Annotated in this window: 13 protein-coding genes; 7 read left to right on the forward strand and 6 right to left on the reverse strand. The window is 72.7% G+C overall.

What is annotated here, in order from left to right:
• Positions 1–103: 103 nt before the first annotated feature.
• Positions 104–829 carry a class F sortase gene (locus tag OH735_RS24700; protein ID WP_406383710.1) on the reverse strand — a complete coding sequence of 242 codons (726 nt, stop codon included), beginning with the start codon at positions 827–829 and terminating at the stop codon, positions 104–106.
• Positions 830–1,162: 333 nt separating this feature from the next.
• On the opposite strand from OH735_RS24700, the gene OH735_RS24705 reads away from it, so the two are divergent.
• The 3 genes from OH735_RS24705 (at position 1,163) to OH735_RS24715 (ending at position 3,525) form a co-directional block, all read left to right on the forward strand.
• On the forward strand, positions 1,163–2,377 hold the full coding sequence (locus tag OH735_RS24705) for a hypothetical protein (protein ID WP_406383712.1): 1,215 nt from the start codon (positions 1,163–1,165) through the stop codon (positions 2,375–2,377).
• Between the two features lie 428 nt (positions 2,378–2,805).
• Positions 2,806–3,054 carry a hypothetical protein gene (locus OH735_RS24710; protein ID WP_406383713.1) on the forward strand — a complete coding sequence of 83 codons (249 nt, stop codon included), beginning with the start codon at positions 2,806–2,808 and terminating at the stop codon, positions 3,052–3,054.
• A 285-nt stretch (positions 3,055–3,339) separates the two neighbouring features.
• A complete protein-coding gene (locus OH735_RS24715; protein WP_406383714.1) occupies positions 3,340–3,525 on the forward strand; it encodes an ATP-binding domain-containing protein in 186 nt (61 codons plus the stop codon).
• Positions 3,526–3,616: 91 nt separating this feature from the next.
• On the opposite strand, the gene OH735_RS24720 is transcribed toward OH735_RS24715, so the two are convergent.
• Entirely contained in the window at positions 3,617–4,474 is an 858-nt protein-coding gene (locus OH735_RS24720) for a tetratricopeptide repeat protein (RefSeq protein WP_406383715.1), read from the reverse strand.
• Positions 4,475–4,491: 17 nt separating this feature from the next.
• On the reverse strand, positions 4,492–5,493 hold the full coding sequence (locus tag OH735_RS24725; protein WP_406383716.1) for a GNAT family N-acetyltransferase: 1,002 nt from the start codon (positions 5,491–5,493) through the stop codon (positions 4,492–4,494).
• 117 nt (positions 5,494–5,610) lie between these two features.
• On the opposite strand from OH735_RS24725, the gene fdxA reads away from it, so the two are divergent.
• Both fdxA and dapC read left to right on the forward strand, forming a co-directional pair.
• Positions 5,611–5,931: a ferredoxin gene (gene fdxA, locus OH735_RS24730; RefSeq protein WP_037688837.1), complete on the forward strand. Its 321-nt coding sequence runs from the start codon at positions 5,611–5,613 to the stop codon at positions 5,929–5,931.
• A gap of 124 nt (positions 5,932–6,055) precedes the next feature.
• Positions 6,056–7,150, forward strand: a complete 1,095-nt coding sequence (gene dapC, locus OH735_RS24735) for a succinyldiaminopimelate transaminase (RefSeq protein WP_406383717.1) — start codon at positions 6,056–6,058, stop codon at positions 7,148–7,150.
• A gap of 84 nt (positions 7,151–7,234) precedes the next feature.
• On the opposite strand, the gene OH735_RS24740 is transcribed toward dapC, so the two are convergent.
• Entirely contained in the window at positions 7,235–7,648 is a 414-nt protein-coding gene (locus tag OH735_RS24740; protein ID WP_406383718.1) for an ATP-binding protein, read from the reverse strand.
• Between the two features lie 405 nt (positions 7,649–8,053).
• Positions 8,054–9,034 carry a hypothetical protein gene (locus OH735_RS24745; RefSeq protein WP_406383719.1) on the reverse strand — a complete coding sequence of 327 codons (981 nt, stop codon included), beginning with the start codon at positions 9,032–9,034 and terminating at the stop codon, positions 8,054–8,056.
• 118 nt (positions 9,035–9,152) lie between these two features.
• Here OH735_RS24745 and dapE point away from each other — a divergent pair, with 118 nt between their 5' ends.
• Positions 9,153–10,232, forward strand: coding sequence for a succinyl-diaminopimelate desuccinylase (gene dapE / locus OH735_RS24750; RefSeq protein ID WP_406383720.1), 1,080 nt, complete (start codon positions 9,153–9,155; stop codon positions 10,230–10,232).
• Positions 10,233–10,329: 97 nt separating this feature from the next.
• The gene (locus OH735_RS24755) at positions 10,330–11,088 is read left to right on the forward strand and encodes a TIGR00730 family Rossman fold protein (protein WP_406383722.1); all 759 of its coding nucleotides are present in this window, start codon (positions 10,330–10,332) and stop codon (positions 11,086–11,088) included.
• 118 nt (positions 11,089–11,206) lie between these two features.
• Here the strand turns inward: OH735_RS24755 and folP are convergent, their stop codons facing one another.
• Positions 11,207–12,079 carry a dihydropteroate synthase gene (folP, locus tag OH735_RS24760; RefSeq protein WP_406383723.1) on the reverse strand — a complete coding sequence of 291 codons (873 nt, stop codon included), beginning with the start codon at positions 12,077–12,079 and terminating at the stop codon, positions 11,207–11,209.
• Between the last annotated feature and the right edge of the window lie 11 nt (positions 12,080–12,090).

Here is a 12,090-nt window from a genome sequence, read left to right on the forward strand (position 1 = left end):
GCGGCGCTGAGGAAGACGTACGTACGGGGGCGGTACGGACTCGGGGTCCGTGCCGCCCCCGGCGGGTGGTCGCATCGCGGCGTCGTGGGCCGCCGGTCGGCCGTCAGCCGTTCTTGGGGGAGTCGAGGTGGGCGAAGACCACCACATTGTCCTCGTAGTCCTTGACGGTCTTGTTGTACGCGCCGCCGCAGGTGATCAGGCGGAGTTGCGCGGACGGGGTGTCGAAGTAGACGCGCTTGTCCGGGAAATTGGCCTTGCTGAACGTCTCGACGGTGTCGACCTTGAACGTGGCGACCGAGCCGTCGGCACGGGTGATGTCGACCGTGGCACCCGGCTTGAGGAACTGAAGCTGCAGGAACACGGCCGGACCGGTCATCGTGTCGACGTGGCCCGCGACGATCGCGGCGCCGCGCTCGCCGGGGGTGACGCCGTCCTTGAACCAGCCCACCAGGTTGGGGTCGTTGGCGGGCGGCGGGGTCAGCCGGCCGTCGGCGCCGACGGCCAGGCCGGTGAACGGTGCGTTGACAGCGAGCGACGGAATCTGGAGCCGCTTCGGTACGGAACGGGACATCGCCGGGCCGACGGGCGCTTCCGACGGGGTGACGGGAGGGGGCGGGGCGTGGGAGCCGAGGACCTCGGGCACGGCGGGCGCGACAGCGGCGGCGGGCGGGGCCGGGGGCTTGTCGTCGACCGAGGGGTTGATCGAGTTGTAGATGAGGAGCATGCCGAGCCCGGCTGCCACGGCAGGCCACGTCAAGGCGCGGCCTAGTGTGGATCCGGGGGCGGTCCGGGAGGGGGCGGAGCCGGGTGACTGCGGGGCGGCTGCCATGGGGACGTGCCTTTCACTTGCACTTGCGTGGTGTTGAGGGGGGTGTGCCGGGGCTCGACCGGTAGGGGCCGGACAGGCTGCGGGGCCGGACGGACTGGTGGGGCCGGATAGGGCGGTGGCGCCGGTGAAACGAAGGCGCCGCGACCGCCGCCCCGAGGGACGACGGCCGCGACAACGTAACGACCGGCTGAGGGCTGGGCCCGGTCAGGCGATCGCGCCACCCGAGGACTGACGGCGGCGCAGCTTGTACGCGCCGGCGCCGATGCCGCCGAGCAGCAGCACCGAACCGGCGGCCAGGCTGCTACCGGTCATCGCCATCCCGCCGCCGCCGGTGTGCATACCACCGTGCGGCTTGCCCTCGCCACGGCCTTCGTCGCCGCCGCGGCCGCCTTCGTCGCCGCCGCGGCCGCCTTCGTCGCCGCCGCGGCCGCCTTCGTCGCCGCCGCGGCCGCCTTCGTCGCCGCCGCGGCCGCCTTCGTCGCCGCCGCGGCCGCCCTCGTCGCCGCCGCGGCCGCCCTCGTCACGGCCGCCCTCGTCGCGGTCGCTGGTGAGGGTCGTGGCCATGAAGCCGCCACCGGTGTGCATACCACCGCGCGGCTTGCCCTCGTCGCCGCCGCGGCCACCTTCGTCGCGACCGCCTTCGTCGCCGCCGCGGCCACCTTCGTCGCCGCCGCGACCGCCTTCGTCGCCGCCGCGGCCGCCCTCGTCGCCGCCGCGGCCACCTTCGTCGCCGCCGCGGCCACCTTCGTCGCCGCCGCGGCCGCCCTCGTCGCCGCCGCGGCCGCCCTCGTCGCCGCCACGACCACGCTCGTCGCCTGCGACGACCTTGGCCATGAAGCCGCCGCCGGTGTGCATACCACCGCGCGGCTTGCCCTCGTCGCCGCCGCGGCCACCTTCGTCGCCGCCGCGGCCACCTTCGTCGCGACCGCCTTCGTCGCCGCCACGGCCACCTTCGTCACGGCCGCGGTCACCGTCGCGACCGCCTTCGTCGCGTCCGTTGTCGCGGTCGCCGGTGACGATGCCGGCCATGAAGCCACCGCCGGTGTGCATACCACCCTGCGGCCGGCCCTTGTCACGGCCGCCGTGGTCGTCGCCGCGGTCGCCGCGGCCCTCGTCCCGGCCGCCGCGGTCGTCGCCGCGGCCCTCGTCCCGACCGCCGCGGTCGTCGCCGCGGCCCTCGTCCCGACCGCCGCGGTCGCCGTGGTCCTCCCGGCCGCCGCGGTCGCCGTTGTCGTCCCTTCCGTGCTCGTCGCCGCGCGACGACGAGGAGCCTTGGTCATGTCCCGAGTCCGCCGCCGTGACCATGGCGTAGGCGGAGGGACCGGTGATGGCGAGGACCGCTGTGACAGCGGCCGAAGCGAACAGTGTGCGGGCAGAGCGCATCTGAACACATTCCTTCCGCCGCAACTGCGCAGAGTGACGGGCTGTCGACTCAGTGTGGGGCAGTGGCGACGTGATCCACCGTCAGCCGGAATGGGGGTTCGCGCCAGCGGGGAGCGCCGTAGTGGAGCCAGGTCGTGGGCCCTTCGAGTGGCGAATCGTCGATAATCACCCGTTGGACTGCATGCAGCGCCGGGCGGAGGTTTGGGCGGCGACGGTCCACTCGTTTGCCGAGTTTTCCGTTCGACTGTCCGGGCGTCTTCGCGGTCCGCGATGGGTCTTTCGGTTGGCATGAACGCCCGTTGAAGGCAAGGGAATTGGGGCGAGGACCGCAGTGTGCCGGGTCGCGGTGGGGCTTCGCCCCGGACCGCTCTGAGGGGCGGAGCCCTGGCCGAGTCGACCGCGCTGTGCCTCGCTGACCGCTCCGGCCGGCTGGGATCTCCCGGACGCGTGGGCCGGGGCACCGGCCGGCCGAGCTTCTCACCGACCACGACGACGCGCTGCTGGCCGCGTACGACGAGAACGCGGCGCCGCTCCCCTACCGCAGGCTGCGCGAAGGGCTGACGGTACAGACCGGGCAGGCGCTGGTGCGTCCGGTGTTCTTCGGGTCGGCGATCACCGGAGTGGGGGTGGCCGCCCTGATCAGCGAGGTCAGGGAGCTGCTGCCCGCGAGCTCGGGCGATGCCGAGGGGCCGGTGTCGGGCACCGTCTTCAAGGTCGAGCGGGGGCCGGGCGGCGAGAAGATCGCGTACGTCCGGATGTTCTCGGGCACGGTACGGGTCCGAGATCGGGTGCCGTTCGGCCGGAGCGACGGACACGCGGGCAGCGGCGGCGGGGCGTGGTGAGGGGAAAGTGACCGCGATCAGGGTCTTCGACCGCGGTTCGGTCCTGCGCGAGGCGGCGGTCGGAGCCGGCCGGATCGCCAAGCTCCGGGGACTCGGCGACATCCGGGTCGGCGATACGGTCGGCGAACCGGACACGACCGGGCCGGGAAATTGGTTCGCCCCGCCGACACTGGAATCGGTCGTGGTCCCCTGCGCTCCGGAGAGCAGGGGCGCGCTGGCCCCAGCAGAGCCATTCCCATGCCGTCTTCGACAAGAGCATGTCGAGCACCGCCGGGGAACCGGGTCGTGGTCCTCGGCGTGCGGCAGGCCGAGGGGCTGGAGTTCGACGCGGTACTGCCGGCCGACCCCGCGGCCGTCCTCGACCGTTCGGTGCGCGGCCCGAACGACCTGTACGTGGCCCTGACCCGGGCCACGCAACGCCTGGGCATCGTGCACGAGGGCCGGCCCCCGAGGTACTGGCGACGGCGGTGAGGGAGCGGGAGTGAGAGAGCGGCGTTGAGCGAGGGGGCGCGGACCGGGGTCGCGGACCGGGGCGCGAGAGGGCCCGCGCACCCCGCGGCGCTCAGTTCAGCATCGCCCGCGCCGCCTGCGCCTTCCGCCGGATCGCTTCCGCCGCCTCGGGTTCGACTTTGTCCACGACCTCCGCGTACTCCTCCATCTCCGCCGCCCCGCGCAGGAACTGCCCGCTCTGTACGAGCAGTTGCGCCCGCTCGTACCGCAGCCGCGCCGGGTGCGAGGGCAGCAGCAGCGAGAGGTCCACCGCCCAGAGCGCCACGTCCGTCCGTTCCGGGCGGGTTGCCGCCCACGCCCTGATGTTGTTCAGGATCCGCAGCACGATCTCCAGCGGCCGCGCCGGCACCAGCATCGACTCGCCGAGGGGCTCCCCGGTCGCCCCCGCCACCAGCAGCTCCGCGTCCTGCCCGGTCATCGGGCGGCCGCCGTCGAACGGATCGGCCAGCACCCGCTCGGCCGGATCGCCGAACCCGACGACGAAATGGCCGGGCAGCGCCACCCCGTACACCGGAGCGCCCGCCCGCCGCGCCACCTCGATCCACACCACGGACAGCAGGATCGGCAGCCCGCGCCGCCGCCGCAGCACCTCGTGCAGCAGCGACGACTCCAGCCGCTGGTAGTCCGCCGACGAGCCCGCGAAACCGCACCGCTCACCGAGCAGTTCCGCCAGGGCCGAGGCCCAGGCCCGGCCGCCCCGCACCCCGTACGGGAGCCGGCCCGCCAGCTCGTCCAGCTCGATCTGTGCGGCGTCGGTCCCGTTCGTGTCCAGCGCCGGGTCGGCCACCGCGCCCAGCAGCAGGCAGAGCAGCGCGAGGTCCGGCCGCTCGGCGCGCGCCTCCTCGGCGAACCGCCGGTACAACTCGTCCCGGCCGGGGCGCCCCGGCCCGTCGGGCCCGTGAGGACTCATCGCGCCTCCCTGCCCCGTCACGCCGGCCGGAAGTGGTGATACCGGTGATGGACCGCGAACCCCATGCCTTCGTACAGCGCCCGCGCCCCGTCGTTGTCCGTCTCGACCTGGAGCCACGCCGCCGAGGCGCCCTCGTCCAGGGCCTTGCGGGCGAGCGCGGTCATCACGGCGGAGGCGAGCCCGCGCCGCTGGTGCGCCGGGTCCACCTCGACGGCCATGAAACCGGCCCACCGCCCGTCCACCACGCACCGCCCGATCGCGGCGGGCGCGGCGTCCTCGGCGTCACCGGGCACGGCGGCGAACCACACCGACGGGCCGCCGCGCAGCACCTGAAGGACGTGCGGCCCCGGCGTCTCGAAGCGCTGATAGCGGGAGAGCCACGCCTCGTCGAGGTCCCGGCTCAGCCGCACCCGGGACACATCGGCGTCCAGATCACCGACCGGCGCCAGCGCGGCCACTTGTACCTCCGCCGTCACCTCGCGCCGCCACCCGCGCTCCTCCAGCTCGGCGCAGAGCAGCTCCTGGGTGCCCTCCGCACCGGTCGCCGTCTGAATGTACGCGGGCAGCTCCCGTTCCCCGTACCACCGCCGGACGCGCCCGAGCGCCTCGTCGAGCGGCATGCCCGGGTCGCCGAGCGGCAGCACCGAGTTGGCGCGCCGGGTGAACCCCCCGGCGGCGCGCAGCCGCCAGTCGCCCAGCGGCTCGCTCTCCACCGGCGGCCAGGCGCGGGCACATACGGGCGCGAGTTCGTCGAAGGAGGCCGCGGGACCGCGCCGCCGGGCGGGGGCGGCGGGCACGATCTTGCCCGCCACCAGTGTCGATTCCGGGATGCGGACGGAGTCCCCGCTCTTCGTTGTGATCGACAGCACACCGTGGTCCCACGATGTGAGAACGCCAACCGTGTCAGTGAATTTCGCCCCTTGCGGGCCGTTCGCCGACGTACGCCGGACTGATACCCGTTTGCCCACGTCAGCCGGTGCAATTCGGACTTCGAGTTGTCCGCCGATGGTGAATTCCACAGCTCTCTCCGCCCCTCCTGTTCGGTTCGTGCCCGCGAACGGAGATACTAGGGGTGGGCATCGACGACGCCGCGCTCCCGCGCGAGAGCCAACGCCCTACCGAGGAGGAACGACAGCGTGACCTACGTCATCGCGCAGCCTTGTGTCGACGTGAAGGACAAGGCCTGCATCGAAGAGTGCCCCGTCGACTGCATCTATGAGGGCCAGCGGTCCTTGTACATCCACCCGGACGAATGCGTCGACTGTGGAGCCTGCGAGCCTGTGTGCCCGGTCGAGGCGATCTTCTACGAGGACGACACCCCGGAGGAGTGGAAGGACTACTACAAGGCGAACGTCGAGTTCTTCGACGACCTCGGGTCGCCCGGTGGTGCCTCCAAGCTGGGCCTGATCGAACGCGACCACCCGTTCATCGCCGCGCTGCCGCCGCAGAACCAGTAGTCAACGGCAGGCAGGTGCGCCGCCCCGGTCCCGTACGGCTCGTCAGCGTACGGGACCGAGGCGTTTTTGCCGCCGGAGCGGCCCGAGCACCCCTCGGAATCCCCGTACGAGAAAGCAGAGATCCGTGTCCGCAGTCTCCTCCCGTCTCCCGGTCTTCCCCTGGGACAAGCTCGCGCCCTACAAGTCGACGGCCGCCGCCCACCCGGACGGCATCGTGGACCTGTCCGTCGGCACGCCCGTGGACCCGGTTCCCGAGCTGATCCAACAGGCGCTCGTCGCCGCCGCGGACAGCCCCGGCTATCCGACGGTGTGGGGGACCGCCGAGCTGCGCGACGCGATCACCGGCTGGGTGGAGCGGCGGCTCGGCGCGGTCTCCGTGGCGCACGAGAACGTCCTGCCGGTCGTCGGCTCCAAGGAGCTGGTGGCCTGGCTGCCGACCCAGCTCGGTCTCGGCGCGGGCGACAAGGTGGCGTACCCGCGCCTCGCCTACCCGACGTACGAGGTGGGCGCCCGGCTCTGCGGCGCCGAGCCCGTCGTCTACGACGACCCCGCCGAGCTGGACCCGGCCGGCCTGAAGCTGCTCTGGCTCAACTCGCCGTCCAACCCGACCGGTCGCGTCCTGTCCAAGGAAGAGCTGACCCGGATCGTCGCCTGGGCGCGCGAGCACGGCGTGCTGGTCTTCAGTGACGAGTGCTACCTGGAGCTGGGCTGGGAGGCCGAACCCGTCTCCGTACTGCACCCGGACGTCTGCGGCGGTACGTACGAGGGCGTCGTCGCCGTTCACTCGCTCTCCAAGCGCTCCAACCTGGCCGGATACCGCGCGGCTTTCATCGCGGGCGACGCGGCCGTGCTCGGCGAGCTGCTGCTGATCCGCAAGCACGGCGGCATGATGACGCCCGCCCCGGTCCAGGCGGCGACGATCGCGGCGCTCGGCGACGACGAGCACGTCGCCGAGCAGCGGACCCGGTACGCGGAGCGGCGCGCGGCCCTGCGCGCTGCGCTGGAGGCACACGGCTTCCGCATCGAGCACAGCGAGGCGAGCCTGTACCTGTGGGCGACGCGCAACGAGCCGTGCTGGGAGACCGTGGCGTACCTGGCGGAACTCGGCATTCTGGTGGCGCCGGGCGACTTCTACGGGCCGGCCGGTGACCGCTTCGTACGCGTGGCGTTCACGGCGACGGACGAGCGGGTGGCCGCAGCGGTCAAGCGGCTGGCCTGACAGCCGGCACCACATGCGAGGGGCCTCGGGAGTGCACTCCCGAGGCCCCTCGCATGTGGTGCGCCGGCCGGTGGCCGGTGCGGGTCAGCCGATCGGCAGGCCCTGGGTGGGCAGGCCCTGGGTGGGCAGGCCGCCCTGGGTCGCGGCACCGGCAGCGCCGCCGAGGACCTCGCCCGCGCTGCCCGCGGCACCGCCCGCGGCGCTCTGCACGGCCGGAGCGGCCTGGGCGCGGGCCTTGCCGACGGTCTTGCCCGCGGCCGGGAGGGCCGTCCCGACGATTTTGCCGCCGGTCTCGCCCGCCGCCTTGGTGCCCTGCTGCGACGCGCCGTCGACCGTCTTGCCGAGGCCGGCGCCGTCGACGGTCGTCAGACCGCCGAGCTCCGGGGCCTGCGGGAGCTCCGCGGCACCTGCGGCTCCGGCCGCACCGACCACGGGGGCTGCACCCGCGGCGATCAGCAGCGCGGCACGGGCGATCCGGCGGGTCAGGGGGAGGGACATGATGCTCCTTCGACGGAATGAGGAAGATGATGAACCGGTCTGTCCGTTGATCGGACGCAGTGACAACCGTCGTAAGGGTGGGGGAGGTTGCGGTACGCCGAGGTAAAGAGTCGGCAATGCGTCACATAATCCGCAATGGACGAACCCGGGCGGACGCCGCATTCCCGGAACGGCCGATGAACCGTCACTTCTCTTTGTACGCAGGGGAATTGGGGATGGGGGAGAGGGTGTCGGGAGGTGTTGCGTGCGTGGGTGTTCCGGAGGGGCCGGACAACACCTCCGGGTGACTCTTCGCACTGCCGAACGACTACGGCAGGGGACGACTACGGCAGGGGGCGGCTACGAAATGGGGGCGGCTACGAAATGGGGGCGGCTACGCCACCGGCCGACCACCGCACCGGCCGCCTACGGCGCGAGCCCCATGCGGACCTCGGTGGTGCCCGAGCCCTTGCCGTCCGTGCCGCCCGTACCCACCGTCCGCCAGCCGTCCCCGGCCTTCCACAACCGGCCCGCGTACGCGACCTCCTCCAGGTGGAGCGCCTCGGACCGTGCGACCGCCCAGTGCGCGAGTTCCCAGCCGCGCCGTGACGGGTCGTCGTCCCCGGAGGCGCGGGCCGCCCGCACCGGCACCGAGACCGTGCGCGTCGCCGTCGCCGTCGCCGACGCACCGGCCGCCCCCTTGTCGTCCCGCTTCGCGGACGGACGCTCCGCGGGCAGCACGTCCTTGCCGAAGGCGCGCACCAGCTCGGCCCGCACCTTCGCCGCGTCGGCCTTCGCGGCCGTCGTCCGCGGCGGCGTGCAGTTCAGCGTGGCGGGCGTACGGCCGGTCAGCGCGGCCGCCAGCAACGCCGCGTCCGGCTCGTGCTTCGCGTACGCCTGCGGGAAGCCACTGCGCTGGACCCGCTGCGCGGCGACCGTCAGCGGCAGCCGTGAATAGCCGGGAACCTCGGCCAGGTGCCGGTAGAACTCCCCGGCGGAGTAGACCGGGTCCAGGATCTGCTGCTCGGTGCCCCAGCCCTGCGAGGGACGCTGCTGGAACAGTCCCAGCGAGTCCCGGTCGCCGTGCTCGATGTTGCGCAGCGCCGACTCCTGCAACGCGGTCGCCAGCGCGATCGTCACCGCGCGCTCCGGCATCCCGCGCGAGGTGCCGACCGCGGAGATCGTCGCGGCGTTCGAAGCCTGCTCCGGGCTCAGCCGGTACGTCCGGCCCTGGCCGGCCGAACCATCGGCGGACTCCACGGTGCACCCTTCGGTGAACCGGCTGCCGGATACGTATTGCACGGTCAGATAGCCGCCCAGCGCGGCGAGCACGCCAAAGGCCGCCGTGAAGCGCAAGAGGCGGGAGCGGCGGGTGTGTCGGCGGGCGGGGGAGACTTTCCGGGGCACGGGGCCACCGTACTGGAGTGCCCGGCCGGGTCCGAGGGCCCCAGGGCCCCATCCGGCGGATCGGGGTCGGACAGGCCCAGCCCCTCGCGGGCGGTTCCGTTCGTCTAGGGTCGGTTCCATGCCCGAAAGCACGCTTGATCTCACCCTGGACGGCCCCGCGCTCACCGCCCGGCTCGTCGACTTCCCGTCGGTCAGCGGTCAGGAGAAGGACCTCGCCGACGCGATCGAGTCGGCGCTGCGCACCCTGCCGCACCTGACCGTCGACCGGCACGGCAACAACATCGTCGCGCGGACGCACCTGGGCCGTGCCGAGCGGGTCGTGCTCGCCGGGCACATCGACACCGTGCCGATCGCCGACAACGTGCCCTCCCGGCTCGACGACGACGGCGTGCTGTGGGGCTGCGGCACCTCCGACATGAAGTCGGGCGTCGCCGTGCAGCTGATGATCGCCGCGACCGTGCCCGAGCCCAACCGCGACCTCACCTTCGTCTTCTACGACAACGAAGAGGTCGCCGCGCACCTCAACGGACTCGGTCACATCGCCGCCGCCCACCCCGACTGGCTGGCGGGTGACTTCGCCGTACTCCTGGAGGGCTCCGACGCCGAGGTCGAGGGCGGCTGCCAGGGCACCCTGCGGGTCTTCCTCCGTACCGAGGGCGAGCGGGCCCACTCCGCGCGCGGCTGGATGGGATCCAACGCCATCCACGCCGCCGCCCCGATCCTGGCCCGCCTCGCCGCGTACGAACCGCGCCGCCCGGTCATCGACGGGCTCGAATACCACGAGGGCCTCAACGCCGTACGGATCGAGGGCGGCGTCGCCAACAACGTCATCCCCGACGCCTGCACCGTCGTCGTCAACTACCGGTACGCCCCCGACCGCACCGCCGAAGAGGCGCTCGCCCACGTCCACGAGGTCTTCGCGGACTGCGGTGTCGCCGAATTCGTCGTCGACGACCACTCGGGCGCGGCCATGCCCGGCCTCTCCCACCCCGCGGCCAAGGCATTCATGGCGGCGGTCGGCGGCACCGCCAAGCCCAAGTTCGGCTGGACGGACGTCTCCCGTTTCAGCTCCCTCGGCGTCCCCGCGGTGAACTACGGCCCCGGCGACCCGCTCCTTGCGCACAAGCGCAACGAGCACGTGGCGGTCGACCGGATCACCCACTGCGAGGAACGGCTCCGCTCCTGGCTCACCAGCTGACCCACGGCATTCCCCTCGTCGTAACCTCCGTCGATCTACCCTGACCTGACACAGATGGTCATCGGTGATGGTCATCGATCGTCGGAGGGAGCAGGTCATGGGCAACCCCGAGGGAGCGCACGTCCCCGAGGAGCAGCGGCAGGGGCCGGTGCTCCGCCGCAGGGAACAGGTACAGCCCGGCACCACCGACCAGCGGCTGCTGGACACCGAGGGCGACTCCGAGTGGGTGCACACCGACCCCTGGCGGGTGATGCGCATCCAGTCGGAGTTCGTCGAAGGGTTCGGCGCCCTCGCCGAGCTGCCGAGCGCCATCAGCGTCTTCGGATCGGCCCGCACCCCGGCCGGCGGGCCGGACTACGAGGCGGGCGTACGGATCGGCAAGGCCCTCGTCGAAGCCGGCTTCGCGGTGATCACCGGAGGCGGCCCCGGAGCCATGGAGGCGGCGAACAAGGGGGCGCGTGAGGCCAAGGGCATCTCGGTCGGGCTCGGCATCGAGCTGCCCTTCGAGTCCGGCCTCAACCCGCACGTCGACATCGGCGTCAACTTCCGCTACTTCTTCGTCCGCAAGACGATGTTCGTGAAGTACGCACAGGGCTTCGTCGTCCTGCCGGGCGGCCTCGGCACCCTGGACGAACTCTTCGAGGCCCTCACCCTCGTCCAGACGGGCAAGGTCACCCGCTTCCCGATCGTGCTGTTCGGCACCGCGTACTGGAGCGGGCTCGTGGACTGGCTGCGGGACACGGTGGTGGCACAGGGCAAGGCGTCCGAGCACGACCTGCTGCTGTTCCACGTCACGGACGACGTGGACGAGGCGGTCAACCTCGTCACGAAGGAGGTCGGCCGGGTCGGCCACTAGTGCCGTGACCGGCGGATCAGGGCCGGATCACAGGCCCCTCTGGAACCGGGGCTCCGCACGGGCGTTCTCAGGCCACCCCGGCGATCGAGGAGCGGGTCCGGGGCGGAGCCCCGGTCGTTCAGGCCAGTCCGCGCCGCGCGACCGCCGGCTCCCGGTGGCCGGCGATGGACGCGACCATGTCCAGCACCTGCCGTGTCTGAGCCACCTCGTGCACCCGGTACACCCGCGCCCCCAGCCACGCCGACACGGCCGTCGTCGCGAGCGTCCCGAGCAGCCGTTGCTTCACCGGCCGGTCGAGCGTCTCGCCGACGAAGTCCTTGTTGGACAGCGATACGAGGACGGGCCAGCCGGTCTCCGTCATCTCGTCGAGCCGACGTGTCGCCTCCAGGGAATGCCGGGTGTTCTTCCCGAAGTCGTGACCGGGGTCGATCATGATCCCGTCCGGCCGCACCCCGAGCCCGATCGCCCGCTCGGCCAGCCCCGTCGTCACGCGCAGGATGTCCGTCATCACGTCGTCGTACGCGACCCGGTGCGGCCGGGTCCGCGGCTCGGCGCCGCCCGCGTGCGTACACACCAGACCGGCGCCGTACCGCGCGGCGACCTCCGCGAGCTTCGGGTCGACGCCGCCCCACGCGTCGTTCAGCACGTCCGCGCCGGCCTCGCAGACCGCCTCGCCGACGTCGTGGCGCCAGGTGTCGACGCTGATCACCACATCCGGGTGGCGGCGCCGCACCTCCGCGACGAACCCGACCGTGCGACGGGCCTCCTCCCCGGCGGTCACCTCTTCACCGGGGCCCGCCTTCACACCCCCGATGTCGACGATCGCCGCGCCGTCCGCGATCGCCTGCTCGACCCGGGCGAGCGCGGGCTCGTCCCGGAAGGTCGCGCCCTGGTCGTAGAAGGAGTCCGGGGTACGGTTCACGATCGCCATGATCACCGGCTCGTGCGCACCGAATTCACGCCGCCCAAGCCTGAGCGCACCGCTTCGCATCCCGTGTATCT

This window comes from Streptomyces sp. NBC_01618, from assembly GCF_045209435.1.
Classification (GTDB): Bacteria; Actinomycetota; Actinomycetes; order Streptomycetales; family Streptomycetaceae; genus Streptomyces.

Coding starts and splice junctions, on each gene's coding strand:
- OH735_RS24700 (WP_406383710.1), bottom strand. CDS start 829: ATGGCAGCCGCCCCGCAGTCACCCGGCTCCGCCCCCTCCCGGACCGCC.
- OH735_RS24720 (WP_406383715.1), bottom strand. CDS start 4,474: ATGAGTCCTCACGGGCCCGACGGGCCGGGGCGCCCCGGCCGGGACGAG.
- OH735_RS24740 (WP_406383718.1), bottom strand. CDS start 7,648: ATGTCCCTCCCCCTGACCCGCCGGATCGCCCGTGCCGCGCTGCTGATC.
- dapE (WP_406383720.1), top strand. CDS start 9,153: ATGCCCGAAAGCACGCTTGATCTCACCCTGGACGGCCCCGCGCTCACC.
- OH735_RS24755 (WP_406383722.1), top strand. CDS start 10,330: ATGGGCAACCCCGAGGGAGCGCACGTCCCCGAGGAGCAGCGGCAGGGG.
- folP (WP_406383723.1), bottom strand. CDS start 12,079: ATGCGAAGCGGTGCGCTCAGGCTTGGGCGGCGTGAATTCGGTGCGCAC.